This window comes from Pseudomonas sp. MF06569 (assembly GCF_059862735.1).
The window spans coordinates 1-24209 of record NZ_JCBCUZ010000045.1; the positions used below are offsets into that span (position 1 = coordinate 1).

Sequence of the window (24209 nt, forward strand, 5' to 3'; positions counted from 1 at the left end):
AGATATTAGCCAGTACCTGATGCATCACTACAACTGGATCCGACCTCATCAATTTAACGATGGATTGGCCCCAGCGAAAACGGAAGAAAAACTCAAAACCGTGTCCGGGATGAGTTGACCACTACACTTCACGTACATGAATATATTCATTCGTTACACAACTTAAGTACTGATATTGGTTTTGAATTGCTCTATTCAAGCCTTGTGCTCTTACCTACGTTTGTGACGAAAACCGATAAGCACGGACATTTTCACGCAGAAGCGGACGCCTTAGGTATGAATGAGCAGTTCGACTTTTGGGCCACCAGCACCCAGGCACTCCGAGGTACAAGCGTTAAGGCTACGGCTCTACCCAGAACTGCTGACTCTTGGTACTTTTCGCCGACCCATTCCAAAGTTTGGAGCCTTGGATTAGATACCAAGATTGCATTTGTGACTAAAGGGTTAAATATCATCGTGACAAGCGCTGGCCGCGAGCACGAGGTAGACATAAGTAATATCGGTTTTGATTTTCTTACCGAAGGAGTCGCGTACGAGGTAGATCGTGAGGTGAGGCGAAATAGTGGAGTTCCTGAGTTTCAGTTGGACTTGAATATGCCTCTGCATCCTTATCTTTCGTACAGGAAGGTTGTTGATCATCTTATCGGTAGAGAAAGTTCTGCAGTGGAACGCATCAAGATTGGTGTCTGCGCACTCCTAACACCTGCGGCATCAAATGGTTTTTTTGAAGCATGCGAGGCAGTACATTCAGATGCATTCGAGGTTTTCGAAGCGCAGACTTTTAAGAGATTTAGGGAGTCCGTCGAAGGCAAGATCGAAAGGGTCAAACAGCTTATGCAGTTTTTTCCCGGAGATGATGTGATGGCGAAAGGTTTTTCAATAGTGCTGCGTTTAGTTTTGTCGGGGCTTAACGTGCGCAGGGTAAGACCTTACTTGGAATTAGAGTTTCTGAAAGAACCCCTGAGTAGTAATGGGTTTAAATCACTCGTGGCGCGAATGCAGGATCATTGCGTGCTTCAGCAAAAGCCTGAGGGCAAGATTGATTTTTACTGGGGCGGGAGTGGCGTCGTCCAAGTTGACGACAGTCAACTGCAATGCTTGGGAGCATTTCAAGCCTCGCTTTACTTCACTCAGCTACATCTCGACGCGGAAGCAAGGCTTCACTCGACTAGCTCTTTGCCTGAGTCAAAATGCCCGTTCAAGGGGGCTTGCGCTGCCGAGGAAATTCAGGCGAACCCAGAGCTTTGTAGTGTCGCTCCGTGGAAACAGTACATGATTGGTTTCAATGCACAGCCGGGTGAGCAGGGTTGCTGGTATGGCGTTGGGGTGAGAGCGCTGGCTAGGAAAACTAACCGAGGCCAAGCTTAATGCAAAGGATCGTGTGATCTGAGTTTCATGGTTTTCGATAAAGGGAAAAGGGCCAACAGGGGATGAACGGGCTGAGGGGCATTGACAAGACCGCATCCTCTTTGTGAGGCAGCTGAATTGTTGATGGGCTGTCCTTACTGGTAAGGTCGCTTATGACTGCTGAGGTAGGTGATCCTGCACGGTTTGTCCATATGGATGATTTACATTCCCGGATTTCTTCGTGTTCTTTGGTTTCTCTGGGGTTCGTTAACCACTACAGACTACGGTTAGTCACGAACATCCAATATCGGCCAAAGCATCTCTTAATCCAATGTCTGCTTCTGGCCGAAAGCAGTCAGCTCAGCGTTAATTGTCGGGGAACGGCTGTAATCAAAAGCGGGAGGCGGTACCGAAACTGCGCAAAACCTACCCTGCAGGCCACGGTTTACCGTTTGCCTACGCACGAATAGCAGTACATTTTGGCATCATCAATAATTAAGTTTTTCTTTTAAATACAAGCAGTTACGATATTTTACGAGGGAGCATGGGGTGCTAGGGGTAGAGTGTTCGAATCACTCCGTCCCGACCATATTACTCAATGATTCAGCCCAACTTTCGCGAGTTGGGCTTTTTCATGCTCAGGGACTTTCTATCAGTACCCAATCTTGAATCTCCTCACACGCCCGCAATATTTTGGCCATCCTTGCGTAAGGTGATCAGATCGACTGCTTGAAGCTTCTACTGGCAGAACCCTGGCTTTAACAGTTTTGATACCGCAACAAATGACTCAATCAAGTCGAGCCGCCCGGCTTTCCGGGTGGGGGAGCCTGGGAGCTTTGCTTGGATGCCGCATGAAGCCCCGCGATATACCCAAATGTCATGGCCGGCCCCAGGTTGATTCCTCCAGAGGGATAGAATCCACCCATGACGCTCGCCATGTCTGTACCCACCGCATAGAGCCCCGTGATGGTAGTCCCGCTGTGATCCAGCACTTGAGCATGGCCGTTGGTCTTCAGGCCAGCGAATGTGCCGAAGCTGCCAGGTCGAACCTTGACTGCGTAAAAAGGGCCGTGCTCGATTGGGGCCACGCAGGGGTTGCCCTCGGTGATGAGCGGATCCCCCTGTTTGCAGTTGTAAGGCGTCGAGCCACGACCGAATTCTGGATCCTTACCGTTGCGGGCGTGTTCGTTGAAGTTGCGCACGGTCTCGGACAATCCAACCGGATCTATTCCACAGCGCTCGGCCAGTGCCTGAATGGACTCGGCGCGCTGTAAGTACCCGCTACGTACCGAAGGCCCGACAGGTAGTGGAAACGGTCGCGAATGACCCAGTCCGAAGCGGCGCTGGAAGCGGTGGTCACAGATCAGCCACGATGCAACTTCTTCACCTTCAGGCGCCCCCGCTACCATGGCAGCGGTGTAGTCGTAGTAGCCGTCGGCTTCGTTCACGAATCGCTTGCCCGTGGACAGCACGCCAATCAGTCCCGGTTTCGCACGGTCAATGATGTGGGGGAAATGCCCCAGGGTGCCGTCCCCATGCCGTACCAATGAAACCGGAGCCCATGCGGCAGGCGATGCAACGTCGATATCAAGCACGCCTCCGACCGACTCTCCCAAGGAAATACCATCGCCAGAGCAATCAACGGGGGGCAGGGCGAGGTGGTCTTTGTCTGTAGGTGTGCGTGGGAAAAGTGCCTTGCGTCGCTGCATGTCGTTGGGGAAACCACCAGCTGCAAGTACAACACCCCTGGTGGCGCGGATCTGCGTCGGACCTTGCAGTGTGTCGACGATAGCCCCCACGACCTTGCCTTGATCCATGATCAATTTGCGAGCGGGTGCAGACTCGATCAGCGTGACACCGAGATCGACCGCCGATTTGGCCAGTCGTGCCACCAACGCCACGCCATTGACCAGGTGCATAGCCCGACCGTGGAGGGCCAGATCTCGCAGGTGTCGTAGAAAACGCTTGGTGACATGGGTAAAGGATTTGAACGATCGGGTCATACTCAAAAATGCAGCGAGGTCGGAACCCGCCATGATGGGCATGCCAAGGAAGGAGGTCTCTCTCATGGTCTTGCGCATGCGCAGGATCAATGGCCCCATTTCTCTTGCATCGTAAGGTGCCGCGATCACCTGATGACCTTGCACTGCGGCCCCGGGAACGTTGCCATGCACATCCGGGATGCCGTTGCCATCGACCCATTTCAAAGTCGTTTTTTCTTCAAAAAACGACACCATCCGTGGTGCATTGTCCAGAAAGGCATCAACGCGTTCGACGTTGTAGCGTGAACCTTCGTTCTTTGTGTGGCGAGAGGGTCGCGATGCAAACCACGCAAACTCACAGAGCACTTGATCGCTCAGGAGCGGGCAGCTCGGCAGGGACGGTAGAACCTGAGTGCCTCTAGACGCACACCTGACACACAGGCAAAGCCGATACCCAGCTCGCTGTACATAGGCTGCAGATCACAGCGTCAGTGTTAGAAGGACGCCGCAATCGCCTCTGCGAGTTGCTGATCCGACATCAGTGGCTGACGGTAGCTGGCTTTGTAATACCGGGACGCCTGCTCAAACTCAGCGCCCCGAATCTCGCCATCCGAACCAATGAACGCCAGTGCATCGCTCTTGGCGGATTTGAAGAGGTCGGGAATGCTCGCAGTTGCTGCCGTGGCTCCGGAGATGATCACGCACGGTACAACGGTGGTGATCATGAGTGCTGCCTGGAATGGGTTGTTGTTTTCAGCCGCCACTGCCTGATTGCCAGTCGACGCCACAAGGGCCAGCACCAGTATTTTCCATGACTTCATTCTTGTCTCTTCCTTGCGCACTTACGGGCACCACCACGGGTTGCCGGAATCTTCCAACACTCCATGCTGCAATGTCTGCACTGCATTTTTGGGCCACCACCATAGCAGAGTGGTGACGCCCGGAAGCGGTCTGGCGTTTCACTTTACGCCACAACCCTGACGAACCGGCTGAGCCCGTCAGGGTTGGGGAGCGTTACTTGGACGCGAAGGGCACTGTCGTCTTTGGTGCTGACGAAAGCGCAGAGACAATTTCATCTGAGTTGAGCACGGCACTCAATACTTCAGTGCCGGCGGTAATGACGTTCGTCACCTCACCGCTGTTTTTCGCGCTCTTCGTCGCCAGTTGATTCCCGTGTTCATCGAACACAGAAGCCGTAATGTCGTAGTCGAACCGGGTGCGCATGTAGGCATCAATCTTCCATTCACGCAGGGTGAGCTTCAACAGTTTCTGCCCGGGTTTCGCGCTGGCGGCTGAATAAGCGGGCTGCGCCTTGATGGAGGATTTCTCCAGTGCGCCACGCACCGCTTCTCTGATATCGGCCGATAAAGGATCGCCCGTCAGCGTGTTGACATTGAAGGGGTTGTAATAAAGCCCCCTGATGCGCCCAACAAAGTCAGGATCTTTTTCATCTTTGAGCACGTAAGGCCGCTCATCAATGACGTTTAATTCAACGGGCGTGTCAGAGCGTGCGTGAAGCGCGGGGCTGGATTGTCGGTAGTCGATTTTTTGGCCGAAGGCGCAGCCACCCAGAGCCGTGAAGGCGCACAGGATTGCAAGGACGCGGAGATACAGCATGAGTAAATTCCATTTTAGGGTTAAGAGGGTGATTCTACATTGCCATCATTCGGGCTCCCACCAAAAATGCTCGCGCAGGGCTGGCGCGGGTCAGGAAAACGAGTCAGGAAGGGGATAAGTCATCAAGGGTAGTTACAGGCTCTGATGCCGATGGCCACATTGCGCGGCGCTTGAATGTTCTGCATTGGAGTGGGGTCTGTCAGGTGCTACTCAGATCACACTCCGATGCGACCTCCCGTGAGGGATCGGGCAGTTACCGACAGGCTGTCGTTGGCGCTGGTTGTTCATTGCAAACCTTTATATTCAAGTGAAGCTTGATTGCGTCAATCTGCACTGTTTTCAGCAGATTTATTTGCAGGGGGGCGCCATTGGGCGAGGAGGGGAACAGTAGGGACAGGCGCCAGGTCGCTATTTTCGGTGTCCATAATGATCCGGGACTATAGTAAAAGCCCACTGCCTCAATAAGAGAGAGCGTTATGAAACGATCAGTGTTGTTTGTTTTAGCAGGACTGGCAGCTACTCCGGTTTTTGCTGCCGATGATTTGTGCACCATCAATCTGCAGAAGCTTTCTGACTACAAGGCCACCGCCAGCACCCTTGGACAACCGCTGCTTGGGCAGATCCACGACGCGCGGGTTGAGGCACAAAAAGCACAGGCTGAAGGCGACACACAGAAGTGCATCAGCCTCACCAATAAAGCGCTGCAGGATGTTGTGAATTCACAAAAAGGTCAGTAACCGAGGTGATCGGACGGCCATGCTGCCAAGGTCGCTGGCCGTCCACGCTTTTCGGGTGAAAACCGGTAAATCAAGCGCCTGAGTCTGCGCTGTATCGCTGTTTCAGCTCGTCTGAAATCACTTTAAGCCGAGCGACGTCTTCGTAAAGCTTCGTGATCAGCTTGAGGACCTCTATCAGTTCTGCGCCTTGATATTCCTTCACTTGGCCAAGGGCATCATCAGCGGCCTGCTCAAGCTTGGCGCCTATTATTTCGAGCTTGCGACTAAGCTCCTGATTGTGCTCGATGCGTCTCATGAGCTCTCCTGAGAATCTGTCTTACGGCAGGTCATTCTGCCGGGTTATGACCGACTCCACCGAAGTTAGTCTCTCAGTGTACAGAAGGGTTCTCGGTTCGAAGACACAACTCCGCCTCCAGAACCTGCACGCGAGTCAGGATGTGTCTCTCCTTTAGCGCTGAGTGCTCTTGCATTTCCTCAGGCGTGGCGTTTCTCACTGGATCGCTCAGGGCCAGGTAGCGCTCTGACTCTTCATGGGTGAGTCCCACCAAGACCTCCCTGTCGCTCAGGTCGGTGGAGAGTGAGTATATTTTTTTCAAAAACGTTCGATTGCTATCGGTAAGGTCAAGCACGCAGATGTTCACACACAGTATTGGTTGAAGTGTGACCGGGCCCTTGTTTAAAAAGTTCAGCGCCCGGGCGTCAGTGAGCCTTAGTCGATTCGTGACGACCAGGCAGTTCGAAAGGGCGGTTTTTGAAGGTGTCTACCGGGTTACTTCAAACTCTGTCGAGGCTCTGGCGAGCTCGAAAGCCGCAGTAATGGCAGCCCGGGCCTGAGGGCTGTTTTTCCAGCAAGTCGATCCTGTTGCTGCAGATGCCTGGGCCAGAATGTCACACACACTCGCTTTGCTGAGTTGAGCCAGGGACCCGATGCCCATTTGTTCAAGTCGCGTGATGACGGTGAGTCCAACGCCCTTGAGCGCTAACAAGGCGGTTCTTTCTTCCAGTGAAAATGACATCCATAAAGTCCTTTTTGGTCAGTTCAATCCATTGCCATGGACGGTTTTGTAACAGCTGAAAAGCTCAGCGCCCGGCTCACTTCAGGGCGTAATCTCGGATTGTGAAACTCAGGCAGGCCTGCATCAAGCACTCATTGCGCAAGCGCCGGATCAACGTAGCAGAAGTTACCCGTCACAAGCGGGGGAACAGGCCACTCTGCGGGCGCCATGCTCAGGCTTCATGGCGCCCGCAGGTCTGATCAGAAGCTGACTTCCCCGGTCAGGCGCAGCGTGCGTCCTTCTCCCCAGCTGACTCGCCGGGTGTTGCCACCCGACGCCACGAAGTAGCTGCGATCGGTCAGGTTGCCGGCATTGAGTTGCAGCGAGGTTTCCTTGCCCAGCAGATGGCTGGATTTCCAGGACACGAAAGCGTCTACCGTGGTGTAGTCAGGCAGCTCGAAAGAGTTGCTGATATCGCCCGCGCGCTTGCCCACATAGCGAGCACCGGAGCCCAGACGCAAACGGCCCGAGAAAATATCGGCCGGGACTTCGTAGGTGAGGTAGGCACCGCCTACATGGCGTGCCACGTTGAACAGGCGATTGCCCTCGGTTTGGTCGGTGTCCTTCTTGATCCGGGCATCGGTGTAGGCGTAGTTGGCTATCACGCTCCACTGCGCGTTCAGGCGTCCGGTCATGCTCCATTCCAGGCCACGGGACTGCACTTCACCCGCCAGGCGCTGCACCATGTTGCCGAATTCGTCCAGCTCGCCGGTGTTCTGCTGCACGTTCTTTTTCAGGATGTCGTACAGCGCCAGCTGGCTGGTCCAGTCACCGTTGTCATACTTGAGCCCCACCTCGTATTGGCGCCCGGTCTCTGACTTGTAAGTGCCTTCGAAGGTGGTGCCGGATTCCATCTCATTGGGTGCGAACGACTGGCTGTAGTTGGCATAGACAGAGAGGTCATCGCGCATCTGATACACCAGCCCCAGAAAGGGCAGGAGCTTGGACTCGCCCTCATCGGTGGTTTCCTTGAAGTCCAGACCCGCCCCCGAGTCTATCGAGTAGTGCTGATAGCGCAGGCCCGGCGCCAGAATCCATTTTTCCCCCAGATGTACCGTGTCTTTGACGTACAGCGACTGGCCCTTGATATGGCTTTTTCCGTTGGTGTTCGACGGGTTGACGGTGCCTGTCGGGGGCAGCAAGCCATACTGCGGGTCGGCCGGGTAGAAGCCGCCGACGTTTCGACTCTGCAGGAAATCCCCGTTGGCTTCGCGACGTGTTTCATAGTCGACACCCGTGACCAGGTCATGGTCGATACCGTACCAGGTCCTGCTGCCGATCCAGTCCAGGGACAGGTAAGCGTTCTCCCGGTTGGCGCCCACATTGCGCCGAAAACGCCGGGTCAGCTCGCCAGTGGCGGGGCGATATTCGCTGGGGTCGGCCTGGTAATCGTTGTAGTGGTCATACACCCAACCCGTTGTCAGGCGTACCCGTGAAGCGGGATCCAGACGGTACTCGGTGGTGGTGTTGAACGACTGGCGCTGGCCTTGGGCACGGGTCCATTTTTCATCCAGGCGCTTGTCGCGGCTGCCCACGTGATGGCCGTTGTAAAACACGGCGCCCCGGTCCAGGGTGTTGCTGTAGTCGTTGTATTCATAGGCGGCGAGAAATGACAGATCCTCAGACTCGTAGGCGAGCGAGGGAGCGACCAGTTTGGACGTGTTCTGGCCAAAGTTGCGCCAGTAATTTTCGTCCCGGTTTTGCCCGATCAGTCGAAATGCAAACCCGGTATCACCCAGCGGCCCGGTCACATCGAACCAGCCATCGCCACCGCCCTGATCGCTCAGGGTGCCGCCCAGTGTGCTGTTCCACTGGTACTGCGGCTTTTTGGTGATCACGTTGATTACGCCGCCCGGTTCCTGCATGCCGTAGAGCAATGACGCCGGGCCCTTGAGCATCTCGACGCGCTCGGTGGTGACGCGCTGGAAATTGCGCCCAATGGGCATGCGCACCCCGTCGCGCAGCACGCCGCCATCGTCGGAGTTGCCGAAACCGCGCTTGATGAAACTGTCCTGTGTGCCACCGAAATTATTACTGACCACGACCCCCGGCATAAACTTGATCACGTCTTCGAGGGTTTGAGGCGCTTGATCCTTGAGCTGTTGCGGCGTCACTGTGTCCACGGTCTGTGATTGCTGCAGGAAGGCCGTTTCAGTCTTGTCTGCCGTCGAGCTGTAGCCTGCACGGTAGTCCGTATCGTCTGCGCTGGATTGCACACCGTCGACCTGAGTACTGGGCAGTTGCAGGGGGGCGACTTCGCTCGCCAGCACCGTGCAACTGATCACCAGGCTGGTACACACACCCAGCGGCACAATGCCTGCCCGTTTGAATCCATGCTTCCTTTGCAACATCCGTAACACTCCACACCATTGACGGCAGATAACTGAATTCGCTGCCGAGCACCGGACACACGCTGGATAAGGTTCCAGGTACTCCGGGTGAAACGTCTATTACGGGCGTTTCAGACTCGTCAGTAGAGCTGAATCGTATCAGCTGGCGGGAATGTTTATCATTAACTTTTGGGTGCGGCGTACAAAAGGCGTGGGGCAGGGCAACGTGCGCGCGCATTACTCCTTGAGCGCTTGTTGCCCAAACGGCAGTAACTCGCTCATCAAGTTGAACACGGTGCTTTTGACGGCGCTGTTCAGATCCGTCCATGCCAGCCCTGTGGTTGCGCGGTAGCTTCCCAGCTCCAGGGGCCTGGAAATGACGTTGGCGGGTAATGCGCGCCCGGCATTGGCGGGCAGCAAGCCAACGCCCAGCCCGGCCGACACCAGCGCGAGCATGGTGGTGAACTCGCCCAGCTCCGCCGCAATTTGCAACTGCCCGCCCTGGCGTGTGACCGCTTGCATCAGCTCATCGTAAAAGCCGGGGGCGTAACGCCTGGCCAGGATAAACACGGGCAGTTGGTCGAGGTTGGTCGGGTGCAGGGTGTCACAGGCAACCAGCGGGTGATCGCCGGGCAGGGCAACAATAAAGGTTTCCTGCAGCACTTCGCGGGTCTGGATACCGGGGATGGCGGCTGGCAAGCGCATCAGGCCGAAATCGAGCTGGCCGTTCTTGAGTGCCACCGCCTGATCCGGGCCGGGCATGTCCTTGAGTTCCAGTTCAATACGCGGGAATCGTGCATGCAACGAGCGGATCAGTGAGGGCAGCAGTTCAGGCAGGACCGATGACACAAACCCCAAGCGTACGCGCCCGATTTCTCCGCGCCCGCAAGCCCTGGCCACATCCGCCGCATGGGCAGACTGATACAACGTGGCCCGGGCTTCGGGCAGGAAGAGGGTGCCCACTTCTGTCAGCGTGACCGAGTGCCGGTTACGCTCGAACAGGCGCACCCCCAGCTCTTCTTCGAGCATCTTTATCTGCATGCTCAGGGCCGGTTGCACGATGGATAACCGTTGTGCAGCGCGGCCGAAGTGCAGCTCCTCCGCCAGGGTCACAAATGATCGCAGGTGTTTGATTTCCACTGAGCACTCCAGGCTACGTAACGACGTCTTGGCGAGGCTCATGGTAATGGATCACAGGATAATGGGTGACGCCTGATCGCAGGTTTAATCAGAAGGTTTTGCTGGCGCTGGCCACCAGCGTTGCACCGCACACATCGTCATAGCCGGTGAAGCTGGTGCACTCGGCCTTCGACAGGTCGGTATCGATATAGCTCAGCGCCCAGTCAATACCGATCAGCTGGCGGCTGAGCTTGACCTCCCAGTCGTAGTAATCGCCCCGTCCCTTGCCGCTGTTGCTGAAAAATACGTCGTCCTTGTAGTCGACGTATTCATAGCGCAGGACCAAGCCGATCTCGGCGGGCAGCACGGTGTGATAGCCGATAAAAACCGTGGATAAATCCTCGTCTTTTTTGCCCTCGTGGAACTCGCCATTGTCATCCTCGTAGTCCGGGCCTTTCATGTTGTTGACGTACTTGCCCCCGAGCAACACGCCGTACAGGTCGAGGGTGGTCTGGATATCGCTCTGGTTGTACCCGCTTTCACGGGGGAACTCGTAGCGGGTGTAGAAAGTGTCCAGGCTGATGTTGTCGTTGATTTGCCAGAAGTAACCGGCGAAGTATTCGATCTCCTGTCGGGCTTTGGAGTCATGGCCAAAGTCGACATTGGAGGTCCACAGGCCAGCATACAAACCGCTGACATGGTTGAGGGTGATCGCCAGCTGGGCGGCGGGGTCGCCCAGGGTTTGCGACAGGCCGTTGGCCCGGTAGTCGCTGATCAGTGTGGGGGTGATCGCCAATTGGAAATCATCGTTGAGCTCCAGCGCCTGGGCGCTGAGCAAGGGGGCCAGGGCCAGGCCCGTGAGCATGCAGGCAGACAATGCATTCATATCGATTCTCTTGTTTTTATAAGGCGCCATGGGCCATGCGGGTCAATCAGGCGTCAGGTGCGTACACCTGCTTACCGGCGAAGAAGGTCTTCAGGACTTTGGTGTCCGAAAGGGCCTCGTCATCGACGCTGAACACATCACGGTCGAGGATGATCAGGTCAGCCTGCTTGCCGGGTGCCAGAGAGCCGATTTGGGCATCCAGGCCCAGGGTTTTGGCGGCATTGCTGGTGTAGGCATAAAACATGCTCTGGCGATCAAGGCTTTCCTTGGCGTTGAGCACTCCCAGAGGGCCTTTGCGGGTGGCTGCCTGGGCGATGGCGTTCCACGGGTTCGGGCTGGAAACCGGCCAGTCGCTGGCGCCGGCGATCATGGCCCCGGCATCTTTCAGGGATTTGGCCGGGTACTGATAGCCATAGGCAAATACACTGATGTAAGGCTTCACCAGGTCGACGGTGTAGCTTTCTTCCGTCGCCCACAGCAGTTGCATGGATGCCACTACCCCCAGTTGGGCAAACCGCGGGAACTCCTTGGGGTTGACCAGTTGCAAGTGGCTGATGCTGTGGGTCACCGGTGCGGGGCTCTGCGAGCGCGCATATTCAAAACCGTTCAGGGACTCACGCACCGCACGGTCGCCGACCGCATGCATGTGTACGATCCAGCCGCGCTTTTCAGCGGCCACCACCAGCTCGCCAAAGTGCGCAGGGTCAATCAGCAGTTCGCCGTTTTTATTATTGTTCTTGTACGGCACGATGACTGCCGCCGTTTGCCCCGGGTATTCCAGGACGCCGTCGGCAAACACCTTGATGCCGGGGAAGGTCAGGTTGGGTACGCCTTCGAACTGCTTCATCACCGTGGCCAGCACTTCAAGGTCGGCGGGTTTGCTTTTGGAATTGGTCAGCATCAGAGCCGCGACGTGGGCTGAAAGCTCTCCGTTCTCTGCCAATTGACGATACAGCGGCAATACGCCCACGCTCTGTTCAGTGGCGGTGAAATCAAACAGCGAGTCGGAATGGCCTGCGTTCGAGGCCGCGTCCATCCAGCCCGTAACCCCATACTGGTTATTTATTCTTACGGATTCTCGGGCAGCCTTGAGCATCACCTGCGCGCTTGGCGGCGGAACCTGGCCACGTACCTGATCCCACATGGACTCGGCAACGAAACCGGTCGGGGTGAAGTCTGTCCCGTGACCGATATAACCGCGCTCTTTGCTCGGCAGGTTCTTTACAAAGGCGGCATCAATGTTGGCGTGCTTGAGCATGGCGTTGTTGGCCCAGCCGGTATGCCCGTCGATACCGTTCAATACCAGCGGTTTGTCAGCCCAGCGGCCCTGATTGAAACGCTTGCCCAACTCGCTGCTTTGTTCCCAATAGGCCGAACTGACGCCCGCAATATTGACGATGGCGCCGTCCCCGGTATTGCCTGCCTGCTCCTGCTCGATAATCCATTGTTCAAGCTCGGGCAGGGGTTTTTCTTCATCCAGCAGGTTCGCCCCCAGGCTGGCCAAAGCGGCGAGTACCGGATGGCTATGGGTGTCGATCATGCCGGGCATCAGTACCTTGCCTGCCAGGTCAATGCGCCGGGTTTTGGCATCGGCCAATGCGTTGACCTCGTCATCGCTGCCCACTTTCATGATCTTGCCGTTTTCGACGGCCACGGCGTTTACCAGCGCCTGGCCGGGCACGCCGGTAAACACTTTGCCGTTGGTGAAGACCAGGTCGGCAGCGGCCATGGCCTGCAGCGAGGGCAGGGTAAACAATGCTGCAAGCACACACGGGGTAAAACGCTTCATGTGAACGTCCTTTTTAGTGTTGTTGGCTTGTTTCAAAGTGTTGGAACTAACGGATAAACCGCGGCGCCTGCCTCGCGAGCAAGCCCGCTCCCACAGCCCCAATCCCTGTGGGAGCGGGCTTGCCCGCGATACTCGCGGCGCGGTGTCTCGCATCTCGTATTAGCGGGCAGCGATTTCCTTGAGTCGGTACCAGAGCATACCCAACGCCAACAGTGGCGAGCGCAGGTGCTTGCCCCCGGGGAATGTCAGGTGCGGTACGCGGGAGAACAGGTCAAAACCCTGGCTGTGTTCAAGGCTGATGGCCTGTGCAACCAGCCGCGCCGCCATATGGGTGGTGTTGATGCCATGCCCGGCATAGGCCTGGGCATAAAACACGTTGGGATGGGCCTGCAACCGGCCAATCTGTGGCAGCCGGTTGGCGCCAATGCCGATCATGCCGCTCCACTGAAAGTCGATGGTTTTGCCTGCCAGCTGCGGAAATACGTCAAGCATTTTGGGGCGCATATACCCCGCAATATCCTTGAGCGTTCGCCCGGAGTAGTGACACGCGCCGCCAAACAGCAAGCGCCGGTCGGCCGACAAACGATAGTAATCAAGCCCCACACGTTGATCGCACAGGGCCCGGTTTTCAGGGATCAGGGTGTGCGCCAGATCCTCGCTCAAGGGCTCAGTGGCAATCACGTAGCTGCCAGCGGCCAACACTTTGCCGCTGAGCGCAGGCTCCAGATCACCCAGATGGGCATTGCCCGCGAGCACCAGGGTTTTGGCATGAACCACGCCGTTGGCCGTGTGCACGCGAACTTGACTGCCGTATTCGATACGGGTCGCCGCGCTGTTTTCGTAAATCCTGACCCCCAGTTGTTGCGCGACGGCGGCTTCGCCCAAGGCCAGGTTGAGCGGGTGCAAATGCCCCGAGCCTTCATCGATCAACCCGCCGAGGTAGCGGTCCGACGCGACCACGCGGTGCATGTCTGCGCGCGCTACCAGCTCGACCTTGTGCCGATAGCCCAGCCGTTGCAGGGATGCCTGCTCGGCGACAAGGTTTTCAACATGGCTCGGGGTGTTGGCCAACTCGCAAAAGCCCCAGCGCAAATCACAGTCGATGCCGTGTTTTTCTACGCGCTGACGCACCAGATCCACCGCGTCCAGGCCCAGTCGTTCGAGTACCGTGACGCCTTCACGGCCGATGGTTTTTTCGTGGGCGTCCAGGTCGTGACCCACCCCGCGAATCAGTTGGCCGCCGTTGCGCCCGGTGGCGCCCCAGGCGATGTGCTGCGCCTCAAGCACAATCACCGAGTGACCACGTTCCGCCAGCTCAATGGCGGTGTTCAAGCCGGTAAAGCCTGCGCCAATGATGCAGACGTCCGCCTGCACCTGGCCCTCAAGGGGCGGGCAGTTGAGCGTCTGGTTGCGCGTGGCGCTGTAATAGGTGTGCGGTAAAGACATCATGGACGTCATAAAAAACTGCCTACTGAGTTGCCGGGCATCCATTGATGCCCGGCACAGGATTAACGACCGGACTTGAACTTGTTCCACGAACGGGTCATCCAGCGCATCAGGTCTGGCGGCAGCTCCGATGACACATAGAGCTTGGCCTGCACTGACTCGGGCGGATAAATCGACGGGTTGTGGGTGATTTCGTCTTTCATCAAGGCCGTGGCCGCGGTGTTGGCGTTGGCGTAGCCCACGTACTCGCTGATACCGGCAATCACTTCAGGTTTGAGCATGTAGTTGATAAAGGCATGGGCCTGCTCGGGGTTCTTGGCATCTGCCGGGATGGTCAGCATGTCGAACCACAGGTTGCCGCCTTCCTTGGGCACCACGTAGGCAACATTCACCCCGTTCCCGGCCTCTTGCGCGCGATGGATCGCCTGATACACATCACCCGAATAACCGAAGGCAATACAGATGTCGCCGTTGGCCAGGTCCGTCACGTACTTGGAGGAATGGAAGTAGCTGATATAGGGGCGCAGCGGCTCCAGTTTTTTCTCGGCTGCCTTGTAGTCCTTGAGCTCCAGGCTGCGGGGGTTGAGCCCCATATAGTTGAGCATCGAGGGCATTATTTCGTCCGCAGAGTCCATAAAGGCAACGCCGCAGCTTTTCAGCTTTTTGAGGTTTTCCGGTTCGAACAGCACGCTCCAGGAATCGATGGTGTCGATGCCCAGCACCTGCTTGACCTTGTCGACGTTGTAGCCAATGCCGTTGGTGCCCCACAGGTAGGGCACGGCGTACTCATTGCCCGGGTCGTTGGCCTGCAGTCGGGCCAATAAGGTGGGGTCCAGATTCTTCCAGTTGGGGATCTGCGACTTGTCGAGCTTCTGGAATACCCCGGCCTTGATCTGCCGTCCCAAAAAGTGGTTGCTGGGCACAACCACGTCATAGCCGGTCCGTCCGGCAAGCAACTTGCCCTCAAGGGTTTCGTTGGAATCAAACACGTCATAAATCGGCTTGATGCCAGTGTCGCGCTGGAAGTTGGCCAGGGTGTCTTCGGCGATGTAGTCCGTCCAGTTATAGATATTGACCGTGTCTTGCGCCGAGGCCTGACCGGCGAGGGCGAACAGGCTTATGAACATCAGTTTTCTGGCTATCGGTTTCATCCACATGTCCTTTCTGTGAGTCCATTTTGGAAGGCGTTGGGTGCTACACGCTAAACAGCAGGAACTCCCGCTCCCATGAGCTGATGACCTGCTTGTAGTTCTCGTGCTCGACCCGTTTGACGGCCACAAAGCCTTTGGTGAAGCGCTCGCCAAGGTACTTCTTGGCCATGTCCGACTGTTCCATGCACTCCAGCGCGGCCTCCAGGGGCAGGCGCAGGTTGCGACGTTCATAGCCACGGCCAACGACCGCCGCGCTCGGTTCAATGCCTTCGACCATCCCGGCGTAACCGCAGAGCAGGCTGGCGGCCAGGGCCAGGTAAGGGTTGGCATCGGCACCGGCCAGTCGGTTTTCAACACGACGGTTTTGCGGGTCCGAGTCCGGTACGCGCAGGCCCACGGTGCGGTTTTCTTCGCCCCACTCGACGTTGACCGGGGCCGAGGTGTCGGGAAGGAAACGGCGGAACGAATTCACGTTAGGGGCGAACAGCGGCAGGGTTTCGGGGATGTACTTTTGCAGGCCGCCGATGTGGTGCATAAACAGCTCGCTCATGCTGCCATCGGGGTTGGAGAACACCGACTCGCCTGTCTCCAGGTCCACCACGCTCTGGTGCACGTGCATCGCGCTGCCTGGCTCGCCGGTCATGGGCTTGGCCATGAAGGTTGCGCTCACGTCATGCTTGAGCGCCGCTTCGCGCATGGTGCGCTTGAAAATAATGATCTGGTCAGCCAGGGACAGCGCCGCGCCGTGACGGAAGTTGATCTCCATCTGCGCCGTGCCTTCTTCGTGGATCAGGGTGTCCAGATCCAGCCCCTGGGCTTCGCTCCAGTCGTACATGTCTTCAAACAACGGGTCGAATTCGTTGGTGGCTTCGATCGAATACGACTGGCGCCCGGTTTCCTGGCGGCCGGAGCGACCCACTGGCGGTTTCAGCGGGTAGTCAGGGTCGGGGCTGCGCTGAGTCAGGTAAAACTCCATTTCGGGGGCGACAATCGGTTTCCAGCCGCGCGCCGTGTACAGGCTCAAGACCTTTTTCAGCAGGTTGCGCGGCGACAGTTCAATCGCATTGCCCTGTTTGTCATAGGTGTCGTGAATGACCTGTGCCGTGGGTTCGGTTGCCCAGGGCACGATGAACACTGCGTCCTGATCCGGGCGGCAGTGCATGTCGATATCCGCCGCGTCCAGCAGTTCGTAGTAGATATCGTCTTCTACGTAATCGCCGGTCACTGTCTGCAACAAGACACTCTCTGGCAGGCGCATGCCTTGCTCGTTGAGAAACTTGTTGGTGGGAGAGATTTTGCCCCGGGCGATGCCGCTCAGATCAGAGATCAGGCACTCGACTTCAGTGATTTTGTTTTCTTTGAGCCAATGGCTCAGTCGATCCAGATTGCCTTTCATAACGCCTCTTGCAGGGAAATGCCTGAGCGCCCCCTGGCTGCTCAGTTCCGTGTTGCGAGGTGATAGTGCAATCGTGGGACGGCAGGCTTCTATCCGATTTGCGTTTTAATTCATGCCCTGTTTTGGTGCGCTAGCGGGGGCGCAACAGGGTGCTGCTGGGCAGTTCGCCGAACAGTGTGCGGTAGGTTTCCGAGAACCGGCCCAGGTGCCAGAACGACCAGCGCATGGCGATTTCTGCCACGGTGGTTTGGGCGGGGCAAAGGCGCAGCAAGTCGCGGCGGGCAAAATTCAGTCGGCGCAAACGTTGCCACTGGCTGGGCGACACGCCGGTAAAGGACGTGAAACTGTGTTGCAACTGGCGCACGGATACCCCGGCGGCATTGGCCAGTTGCAGCACGTTGAAATGTTCTTGCGGGGCGGTCATGACCAGGTCGAATACGCGCTGGATCAGGCGGCGGTCATGGGCCAGGTGTTTTTGCTGGCTGTGATCGAGGGTCTGGCGCGGGCAGTCGAGGATATACAGGCAATCGTCGACCAGTTGCTGGGCCAGGCTTTCGTCGGGCAGGGGCGAATCATCGACGGCCAGTTGCTGCAAGGTGCTGCTTAACCAGCGGCCAAAAATGCGGCTTTGCTGGGACACCAGCGGCGTGAGGAACAGGCCGTCGAGGTTGCTCAGGTTTTCCAGTTGCCTGAGGTAACGGGGGCCGATGACGACCGAGACTTCCTTGTAGTTTTCCGGGGTGATCCAGGTGTTCTGGGTTTCTTCGTTGAGCAGATAGAGCGAGCCGTTTTGCGTGTCAAAACTGAACACCAGCGAGGCCGCGGGTGCATGGAAATGCTGCTCGATGCGGGTGTTCATCTGCTCCTCAAACACCTCGATGCCGTTGAGTTGCAGGTGCACCACCTTGCCCTGGAAATACCCGGCCGACATTTGTTGGTAGTGTTCCTGCCAGCCTGCAATCACCAGTTGCTGATCCACGTCCGCCGTGTTGTGGGATTGAATCTGCATGGCTTGCTTCCTCGTGTTCCTGCTTGGGCAGGTATTGTCAGCAGACCCTATCAGCGGAAAAAAGGCCGCGCAAGACACGGATGGAGCAGGTCTCGGTGCTTAGGCATGTTGTCGTACAACTGCTTGAGCTATGATGGCGGTTCATTCGCCAGCAGAAGTAAAGGCACTTGATGGACAACCCGAACGTCCAACCCCGAGCTCGCCAAAAGCATCGCAGCCTGGCCGAGGATCTGGTTACTGAGCTTTCCCGGCGGATTCGAGAGGGTGAGTTGGCACGTGCTGCAAAACTGCCGACCGAGTCGCAGGTCATGCAGGAACACGGTGTCAGCCGTACAGTGGTGCGCGAGGCTATTTCCCGATTGCAGGCCAGCGGGCTGGTAGAAACCCGGCATGGCATTGGCACCTTTGTGCGGGACATCCCGAGCGCCAGCGGTTTTTATATCGACCCTGACAGCATTGTGACGCTGCACGACGTGCTGGCTGTGCTTGAGTTGCGCATCAGCCTGGAAGTGGAGGCTGCAGGCCTGGCGTGCTCGCGGCGAACGGATCAACAGCTGCAACTGATGCGCGATTCGCTGGATGCCCTGAATTCACCGGCAGTCAGTGTCGATTACGCCGTGTCTGCGGACTTCCAGTTTCACCAGCAGATCGCGTTGGCCACGGGTAATCGTTATTTCACCGACATCATGTTGCACCTGGGGCTCAGCATCATCCCGCGCACCCGGCTGCACTCAACGCGCCATACCAGTGATGCGGGCCCGTATCTGGAGCGGTTGAGCCGCGAGCATGAGGATATTTACAAGGCCATTGTCCGCCGCGACTCCGATGCGGCCCGTGCGGCGATGCGTCTGCACCTCTCCAACAGCCGTGAGCGTATGCGCAAGGCGTATGAGTCAAGCCTGAAGGGATGAGTGCTGGCGCTTCACTCGCCGAAAGGTCCGGCGACCGCAAAGGCCCCGCCCTGATACAGCCGGTTTGGGTCATCAGCCGCCAGTTCGGGCTGTTGTTCGAACTGTGGGCGAAACGGTTCTGAAGTGTCCTGCGGCGCAAAGCCCAGGTGCGAGGCATGGCGGTTGCTCCACCACACATCCCTGTTGTCGGAAACACCGTAGACCACACTGTGGCCGACGTCGTGTGCCAGCAAGGCGCGCTCTACCAGGTGTTCAAGGTCGGAGTAGCTGAGCCAGGTCGACAGCATTCGGGTATTGCGGGGCGCGGTAAACGAAGAACCAATACGCAGGCTCACCGTCTCGATGCCATACCGGTGCAAGTAGAAGGTTGCCATGTCTTCGCCGTAAGCCTTGGACAGCGCGTAATAGCCGTCGGGACGGCGTTGGGAGTGGGCATCCAGTTGCGTGTCCTGGGGATAGAAACCCGTCACGTGGTTGGAGCTGGCAAAGACGATCCGCTTGATCCCGTGGATGCGTGCGGCCTCGTAAATGTGAAAGGTGCCGCGAATATTGGCCTCGAGAATTTCTTCAAAGGGGCGTTCGACTGAAATCCCGCCCAAATGAACAATCGTGTCGACATCCTTGGCAAGCGCCGTAATGGCGGCCTTGTCGGCCAGGTTGCAGGTGATGACTTCCTCATGTTCACCACGGCTAGGCGCCATTGGACTGATGTCCGAGAGGCGAACGGTGGTGGCGTGGGCCTGCAAGGTGTCCCTGAGTATCTGGCCCAGGCCACCTGCGGCACCGGTCAGCAAAATACGGTTGAAGGGTTTATTCGAGGCAAGCGGTGTTGTCATGGTCAGGTCATCCATCGATGGGTATTCAGGTCTGGGTAACAGGGGCTTGCCTGGCGCACGATGCGCGAACGCCAGGCCTGCCTGGCATTACATGAAGTTGTATTGGACCCCAAGACGCCAGCGCGCCTGACGATCGTCGGAGGTTGAGCTGACCTTGACGTCACCCACCTCCATGAACGGCGCCCACTGCTTGTTGATCTTGTATTTGACGATCAGGTTCTGCTCGTAATCGCTCTTCTCGTTGTCGTAGCGGATGTAGTTGGTCTTGAAGTAGATGGCCTGGTACTCAAGCGCCCACTTGCTGGCCGGGGTGTAGCCCAGCCAGCCTTCGATACGGTGGGTGTCCTGGTTGTCCTTGAGGTTGTCGGGCATGTCGCTGTTGACCTGATCACGGTCCAGTTTCTTCATGTCGATGCGATAGCGCGTGGCGACGTAGAAGGTGTCGTTGATTTTGTAGTTGTACTTGAGGCCGAACTTGTAAGAGGTCGAGTCCTTCGAACTGTCCATCTGGAAAGCCGGTGTCAGCGTCGATTGCGGGCTCAACTTGTAGTTGTAGCTGACGGTGAACTCATGGCCGTTGTTGACCATGTTGTCGTAGGCGACGTCTTTGCGATCGCCAGCCGTGCGGTATTTCATTTCTGCTTCAAAGCCCAGACCACTGTCCATGCGGTAGCCCAGCTTGATTCTGTCGGCGTGGGCGCTGTCTTCCTCAGTCATCTGGTGGCGGTAATTGATGCTGGCGGAATCGGCACTGACGTAGAAGGGCAGGCACAGGGTCGCGACGGTAACGAGCGTACGTAGAGGGTTGTTCATACGGCCTTCTTTTATTGTTTTTTTTGGGGTTCGTTTGAAACGGCTACTACCAATCAGTTGCTACGGCTGTATCAAATTTTGCGCGCCGACATACGTTATCGTACGACATGTAACGAGTCTATGGGTTATAGGTGCTTTGGTAACATCTTGTTACATATGTTGACGTTTTACGCAGCCTTCATGCTGGATGAGTTATCTCGATGTTGTCCTTTAAGCCCCAGTAAATTGGGGCTTTCGTGGGATTTTCAGGGGCGGCGTGCATTTTTAAAGGATGTTTATCCGTGTCTTTTCAATCGTTGTACGATGACTTATGATCATTTCGACAGGCGATTGCTCTGATACACACCCAATAAAAAGGCGAACCACGTCCATGAGAATTACCGCAGTCAACGTCCAGGTTTTTTCCTATCCCACTCGCCGCGCTGTGGACAGCGCCGGCCATGCCCATCCCGGTGATGTCGCCCAGGCCCAAATGGCGCTACTGCGGATCCAGACCGAAGACGGCAACGAGGGGTATGCCTTCGGTGCTCCCGAATTGATCAGGCCGTATGTGCTCGATGGCTTTGTGCGCAAAGTGCTGGTGGGGCAAAACGCATTTGATCGCGAAAAGATCTGGCATGAGCTGGCGCACTGGCAACGTGGCAGCGCCAGCCAGTTGACCGACCGCGCCCTGGCACTGGTCGAGCAGGCGTTGTGGGATTGGGCAGGCCGCAAGCTGGGCGTGCCGGTGCACAAACTGATTGGTGGTTTCCGCGACAAGGTGCCTGCGTATGGCTCAACCATGTGCGGTGATGAATTACCGGGTGGTCTGGCGACGCCAGAAGATTACGGCCGGTTTGCCCAGACGCTGGTCGAGCGTGGCTATAAGGCGATCAAGCTGCACACCTGGATGCCGCCGGTGTCCTTCGCCCCGAGCCCGAGTATGGATGTCAAAGCCTGCGCCGCCGTGCGCGAGGCAGTGGGGCCGGATATCGCCCTGATGCTCGATGGTTATCACTGGTACAGCCGCACTGACGCGCTGTACATCGGCCGCGAACTGGAAAAACTGAATTTCGCCTGGTTTGAAGAACCCATGATGGAAGACTCGGCAGAGTCCTACGCCTGGTTGGCGGGGCAATTGGATATTCCGGTGCTGGGCCCGGAAAGCCTGGGCGGCAAGCACCTGAGCCGTGCCAGTTGGGTCAAGAACGACGTGTGCGATATTTTGCGCGCAGGCGTGGCCGGGGTCGGTGGTATTGCGCCGTGCCTGAAGGTTGCGCACATGGCGGAGTCGTTCGGCATGGATTGCGAAATCCACGGCAACGGTGCCGCCAACCTGGCGGTGGTCGGGGCCATCAAGAACTGCACCTGGTATGAGCGCGGGTTGCTGCACCCGTACCTGGATTACGACGAAGTGCCCGCGTATCTCAAGCGCCTGGTGGATCCGATGGACAGCGATGGCTTTGTTCATCTCTCCGATTTGCCAGGGCTGGGCGAAGAAATCGATTTCGATTTCATCGAGACCAACACGCTCAAAAGCTTCTGATGTGTACCCGGCTAACCCGGTGAAAACCGGGTTGTCCGAGCGCCCTATAACTATAAGAAAGGCACTCTCACCATGAGCATTTCCCCTTTGCTTTGGGCGCGGGTATTGGCGATGGCCCTGGCGGTCACTGCAGTACCTGTGACTTATGCCAAGACCCCGGCCGACCAGCTGATTGTCGGCATGAGCATGATCAACCTGTTGTCCCTGGATCCGGCGGCGGCCACTGGCCTGGATGTGTCGGAGATTAATGCCAATCTCTACGACATGCTGCTGGTGCAGGACGTGGCACAGCCCGATCGCCTGTTACCCGCGCTGGCGGAACGCTGGCAGGTCAGCGATGACCGCAAGACCCTGACCTTTAACCTGCGCCCCGATGTGAAGTTCCAGTCGGGCAATCCTTTAAGCAGTGAGGATGTTGTGTGGTCGCTGCAGCGGGTACTCAAACTCAATCTGGCCCTGGCCTCGACCTGGAAGGCATACGGTTTCAGTGCCGACAACGTTGACCGCCTGATCCGCGCCACTGACCCCAATACCGTTGTGATTGAACTGGCGCGGCCTACCGATCCGATGCTGGTGCTCAACACGCTGGCAACGTCTCCCAGCGCCTTTATCCTGGACCGTAAAAAAGTCCTGGAGCACGAAAAGAACAATGATATGGGCGCCGCCTGGCTGGTGACCCACGCAGCTGGCAGCGGAGCCTTCGTGCTCAACGACTGGCGCGCCAATGACGTGATTCTGATGACCCGTTTCGATGGCTATTGGGGTGGCCCGGCCAAGCTCAAGCGTATCGTCATGCGCAACATGACCGAGTCGCAGTCCTTGCGGCTGATGATCGAACGCGGTGATCTGGACATCGCCAAAGGCATGTCGGCCCCGGATATCCAGGCCCTGCAAAAAAATCCCAATATTCGTACCCAGAGCCTGCAGCGCGGCACGCTTTACTACGTGGCCTTGAGCGTGAAGCAGCCGATGTTTGCCGATGCCCGAGTTCGCCAGGCCGTGCGTTCGCTGATCGATTATCAGGGCATCAACCAGACCGTGATGCCGCACTACGGCGTGATCAATCAGCGGCCTTTGCCCTTGGGGCTTCCCGCACGGTTGCCCGATCCGGGCTACCAGTTGAACGTCGAGCAAGCCAGGAAACTCCTGGCCGAAGCGGGCTATCCCAACGGCTTCAAGACCTCTATCCGGGTACTTACCGAGCCGCCGTTTATCAACATTGCCTCCAGCCTTCAATCGACCCTGGCCCAGGCCGGGATCGAGGCCAGCATCATCACCGGCACCGGCAACCAGGTTTACGGCGCCATGCGCGACAGGTCCTTTGACATCATCGTCGGCCGTGGCGGCGGCGGTGCTGAACGCCACCCCCATTCCAGTCTGCGCACGCTGGTCTACAACCCCGACAACCGCGATGAAGCCAAGCTCAGCAACTTCCAGGGCTGGCGCACATCGTTCTACAGCCCTGAACTGAACACCCTGATCGAAAGCGCCGAAGTGGAGCCCGATGCCGCCAGGCAACTGGCCCAGTACCGCGAGATTCAGGAGCAGCTCGACCAGCAGGTCGGCGCCATCCTGCCTGTCTCGCAGATGACTGACACGGTGCTGGTGTACGGCGATGTGGTTGATTTCCAGGGCCATACGGCGGCGACCACGCGCTACAAAGACGTCTACAAAAATCGCTGAAAGTGGCGCGGGTAAACGCCCGCGTCCTTGGTGCACCGGTGCCCGATAGATCAGGAGTTCACTATGTTTGTTTCGACAGCCTCTGTGTTGGGAGCACGTACTTCCAACGCCGCCCGGCGGGTCAGCACGGTCCTGGTGACCTTGCTCGGCCTGCTGGCTCTGACGTTCGTCATTGGCCGGGTCATGCCGCTGGACCCGGTCCTGGCGGTGGTCGGGCCGGACGCGGACAGTTCCACCTATGACCAGGTCTACCGGGCAATGGGCCTGGACAAGCCGATCTGGACCCAGTTCGGCCTGTACCTCAATGACCTGCTGCACGGCAATTTCGGTAACGCGCTGTTAACCGGTCATCCGGTGCTTGAAGACATCCTGCGGGTCTTCCCGGCAACCATCGAACTGGCAACGCTGGCGATCCTGTTCGGCGTCCTGATCGGGTTGCCGCTGGGGGTCTGCGCTGCCAGTAACCAGGGGCGCATGGGGGACCATATTGCCCGGGTCATCACACTGTTCGGTTACTCAACGCCCATCTTCTGGCTGGGCATGATGGGCCTTCTGGTGTTCTACGCCGGGCTTGGAT

Annotated in this window: 20 protein-coding genes and 1 pseudogene; 6 read left to right on the top strand and 15 right to left on the bottom strand. The window is 57.4% G+C overall.

Annotated elements, in window-relative coordinates; all coding sequences use genetic code 11:
• Positions 1 to 114 precede the first annotated feature (114 nt).
• Positions 115 to 1368 carry a hypothetical protein gene (locus AC19YQ_RS23890; RefSeq protein WP_500596090.1) on the top strand — a complete coding sequence of 418 codons (1254 nt, stop codon included), beginning with the start codon at positions 115 to 117 and terminating at the stop codon, positions 1366 to 1368.
• Positions 1369 to 2138: 770 nt separating this feature from the next.
• Here AC19YQ_RS23890 and AC19YQ_RS23895 read toward each other — a convergent pair.
• The 3 genes and pseudogenes from AC19YQ_RS23895 to AC19YQ_RS23905 all read right to left on the bottom strand — a co-directional run.
• A pseudogene (locus AC19YQ_RS23895) lies at positions 2139 to 3644 on the bottom strand (FAD-dependent oxidoreductase); the annotation flags it as partial.
• A gap of 179 nt (positions 3645 to 3823) precedes the next feature.
• The gene (locus AC19YQ_RS23900; protein ID WP_500596091.1) at positions 3824 to 4150 is read right to left on the bottom strand and encodes a DUF2388 domain-containing protein; all 327 of its coding nucleotides are present in this window, start codon (positions 4148 to 4150) and stop codon (positions 3824 to 3826) included.
• A gap of 193 nt (positions 4151 to 4343) precedes the next feature.
• Positions 4344 to 4946 carry a hypothetical protein gene (locus tag AC19YQ_RS23905; RefSeq protein ID WP_339475334.1) on the bottom strand — a complete coding sequence of 201 codons (603 nt, stop codon included), beginning with the start codon at positions 4944 to 4946 and terminating at the stop codon, positions 4344 to 4346.
• A 476-nt stretch (positions 4947 to 5422) separates the two neighbouring features.
• On the opposite strand from AC19YQ_RS23905, the gene AC19YQ_RS23910 reads away from it, so the two are divergent.
• Positions 5423 to 5683 carry a PA2433 domain-containing protein gene (locus tag AC19YQ_RS23910; RefSeq protein ID WP_339475336.1) on the top strand — a complete coding sequence of 87 codons (261 nt, stop codon included), beginning with the start codon at positions 5423 to 5425 and terminating at the stop codon, positions 5681 to 5683.
• A gap of 70 nt (positions 5684 to 5753) precedes the next feature.
• On the opposite strand, the gene AC19YQ_RS23915 is transcribed toward AC19YQ_RS23910, so the two are convergent.
• The 10 genes from AC19YQ_RS23915 to AC19YQ_RS23960 all read right to left on the bottom strand — a co-directional run bounded on the left by AC19YQ_RS23915 (position 5754) and on the right by AC19YQ_RS23960 (position 17864).
• The gene (locus AC19YQ_RS23915) at positions 5754 to 5978 is read right to left on the bottom strand and encodes a hypothetical protein (protein ID WP_133077557.1); all 225 of its coding nucleotides are present in this window, start codon (positions 5976 to 5978) and stop codon (positions 5754 to 5756) included.
• Positions 5979 to 6444: 466 nt separating this feature from the next.
• A complete protein-coding gene (locus AC19YQ_RS23920; protein WP_500596092.1) occupies positions 6445 to 6699 on the bottom strand; it encodes a helix-hairpin-helix domain-containing protein in 255 nt (84 codons plus the stop codon).
• A 239-nt stretch (positions 6700 to 6938) separates the two neighbouring features.
• A complete protein-coding gene (locus tag AC19YQ_RS23925; protein ID WP_500596093.1) occupies positions 6939 to 9089 on the bottom strand; it encodes a TonB-dependent siderophore receptor in 2151 nt (716 codons plus the stop codon).
• A 216-nt stretch (positions 9090 to 9305) separates the two neighbouring features.
• Entirely contained in the window at positions 9306 to 10208 is a 903-nt protein-coding gene (locus AC19YQ_RS23930; RefSeq protein WP_339475343.1) for a LysR family transcriptional regulator, read from the bottom strand.
• Positions 10209 to 10296: 88 nt separating this feature from the next.
• Complete coding sequence (locus tag AC19YQ_RS23935; RefSeq protein ID WP_500596094.1) at positions 10297 to 11073, bottom strand: TorF family putative porin; 777 nt, start codon at positions 11071 to 11073, stop codon at positions 10297 to 10299.
• Positions 11074 to 11119: 46 nt separating this feature from the next.
• On the bottom strand, positions 11120 to 12862 hold the full coding sequence (locus tag AC19YQ_RS23940) for an amidohydrolase (protein ID WP_500596095.1): 1743 nt from the start codon (positions 12860 to 12862) through the stop codon (positions 11120 to 11122).
• A gap of 159 nt (positions 12863 to 13021) precedes the next feature.
• Positions 13022 to 14320: an NAD(P)/FAD-dependent oxidoreductase gene (locus AC19YQ_RS23945; RefSeq protein WP_339475349.1), complete on the bottom strand. Its 1299-nt coding sequence runs from the start codon at positions 14318 to 14320 to the stop codon at positions 13022 to 13024.
• 50 nt (positions 14321 to 14370) lie between these two features.
• Positions 14371 to 15459: a polyamine ABC transporter substrate-binding protein gene (locus AC19YQ_RS23950; RefSeq protein WP_445261381.1), complete on the bottom strand. Its 1089-nt coding sequence runs from the start codon at positions 15457 to 15459 to the stop codon at positions 14371 to 14373.
• Positions 15460 to 15502: 43 nt separating this feature from the next.
• Positions 15503 to 16855 carry a glutamine synthetase family protein gene (locus AC19YQ_RS23955; RefSeq protein ID WP_500596096.1) on the bottom strand — a complete coding sequence of 451 codons (1353 nt, stop codon included), beginning with the start codon at positions 16853 to 16855 and terminating at the stop codon, positions 15503 to 15505.
• Positions 16856 to 16985: 130 nt separating this feature from the next.
• Positions 16986 to 17864 (bottom strand): helix-turn-helix domain-containing protein, encoded by an 879-nt coding sequence (locus AC19YQ_RS23960; RefSeq protein WP_019829282.1) that lies wholly within the window; start codon positions 17862 to 17864, stop codon positions 16986 to 16988.
• A gap of 170 nt (positions 17865 to 18034) precedes the next feature.
• Between AC19YQ_RS23960 and AC19YQ_RS23965 the strand changes: the two genes are divergently transcribed.
• Positions 18035 to 18775 carry a FadR/GntR family transcriptional regulator gene (locus AC19YQ_RS23965; RefSeq protein ID WP_133077565.1) on the top strand — a complete coding sequence of 247 codons (741 nt, stop codon included), beginning with the start codon at positions 18035 to 18037 and terminating at the stop codon, positions 18773 to 18775.
• Between the two features lie 11 nt (positions 18776 to 18786).
• On the opposite strand, the gene AC19YQ_RS23970 is transcribed toward AC19YQ_RS23965, so the two are convergent.
• On the bottom strand, positions 18787 to 19611 hold the full coding sequence (locus tag AC19YQ_RS23970) for an NAD-dependent epimerase/dehydratase family protein (RefSeq protein WP_500596097.1): 825 nt from the start codon (positions 19609 to 19611) through the stop codon (positions 18787 to 18789).
• An 87-nt stretch (positions 19612 to 19698) separates the two neighbouring features.
• On the bottom strand, positions 19699 to 20424 hold the full coding sequence (locus AC19YQ_RS23975; RefSeq protein ID WP_133077567.1) for an oligogalacturonate-specific porin KdgM family protein: 726 nt from the start codon (positions 20422 to 20424) through the stop codon (positions 19699 to 19701).
• Between the two features lie 370 nt (positions 20425 to 20794).
• Between AC19YQ_RS23975 and AC19YQ_RS23980 the strand changes: the two genes are divergently transcribed.
• From AC19YQ_RS23980 to AC19YQ_RS23990, 3 genes are all read left to right on the top strand, one after another.
• Positions 20795 to 21949 (top strand): mandelate racemase family protein, encoded by a 1155-nt coding sequence (locus AC19YQ_RS23980; RefSeq protein WP_133077568.1) that lies wholly within the window; start codon positions 20795 to 20797, stop codon positions 21947 to 21949.
• 72 nt (positions 21950 to 22021) lie between these two features.
• On the top strand, positions 22022 to 23632 hold the full coding sequence (locus AC19YQ_RS23985) for an ABC transporter substrate-binding protein (RefSeq protein ID WP_219261194.1): 1611 nt from the start codon (positions 22022 to 22024) through the stop codon (positions 23630 to 23632).
• A 63-nt stretch (positions 23633 to 23695) separates the two neighbouring features.
• Positions 23696 to 24209: ABC transporter permease (locus tag AC19YQ_RS23990; RefSeq protein ID WP_500596098.1), on the top strand; the 514-nt coding region annotated here is incomplete at its 3' end.

Coding starts and splice junctions, on each gene's coding strand:
- AC19YQ_RS23900 (WP_500596091.1), bottom strand. CDS start 4,150: ATGAAGTCATGGAAAATACTGGTGCTGGCCCTTGTGGCGTCGACTGGC.
- AC19YQ_RS23905 (WP_339475334.1), bottom strand. CDS start 4,946: ATGCTGTATCTCCGCGTCCTTGCAATCCTGTGCGCCTTCACGGCTCTG.
- AC19YQ_RS23910 (WP_339475336.1), top strand. CDS start 5,423: ATGAAACGATCAGTGTTGTTTGTTTTAGCAGGACTGGCAGCTACTCCG.
- AC19YQ_RS23915 (WP_133077557.1), bottom strand. CDS start 5,978: ATGAGACGCATCGAGCACAATCAGGAGCTTAGTCGCAAGCTCGAAATA.
- AC19YQ_RS23920 (WP_500596092.1), bottom strand. CDS start 6,699: ATGTCATTTTCACTGGAAGAAAGAACCGCCTTGTTAGCGCTCAAGGGC.
- AC19YQ_RS23925 (WP_500596093.1), bottom strand. CDS start 9,089: ATGTTGCAAAGGAAGCATGGATTCAAACGGGCAGGCATTGTGCCGCTG.
- AC19YQ_RS23935 (WP_500596094.1), bottom strand. CDS start 11,073: ATGAATGCATTGTCTGCCTGCATGCTCACGGGCCTGGCCCTGGCCCCC.
- AC19YQ_RS23940 (WP_500596095.1), bottom strand. CDS start 12,862: ATGAAGCGTTTTACCCCGTGTGTGCTTGCAGCATTGTTTACCCTGCCC.
- AC19YQ_RS23945 (WP_339475349.1), bottom strand. CDS start 14,320: ATGACGTCCATGATGTCTTTACCGCACACCTATTACAGCGCCACGCGC.
- AC19YQ_RS23950 (WP_445261381.1), bottom strand. CDS start 15,459: ATGAAACCGATAGCCAGAAAACTGATGTTCATAAGCCTGTTCGCCCTC.
- AC19YQ_RS23955 (WP_500596096.1), bottom strand. CDS start 16,855: ATGAAAGGCAATCTGGATCGACTGAGCCATTGGCTCAAAGAAAACAAA.
- AC19YQ_RS23960 (WP_019829282.1), bottom strand. CDS start 17,864: ATGCAGATTCAATCCCACAACACGGCGGACGTGGATCAGCAACTGGTG.
- AC19YQ_RS23965 (WP_133077565.1), top strand. CDS start 18,035: ATGGACAACCCGAACGTCCAACCCCGAGCTCGCCAAAAGCATCGCAGC.
- AC19YQ_RS23970 (WP_500596097.1), bottom strand. CDS start 19,611: ATGACAACACCGCTTGCCTCGAATAAACCCTTCAACCGTATTTTGCTG.
- AC19YQ_RS23975 (WP_133077567.1), bottom strand. CDS start 20,424: ATGAACAACCCTCTACGTACGCTCGTTACCGTCGCGACCCTGTGCCTG.
- AC19YQ_RS23980 (WP_133077568.1), top strand. CDS start 20,795: ATGAGAATTACCGCAGTCAACGTCCAGGTTTTTTCCTATCCCACTCGC.
- AC19YQ_RS23985 (WP_219261194.1), top strand. CDS start 22,022: ATGAGCATTTCCCCTTTGCTTTGGGCGCGGGTATTGGCGATGGCCCTG.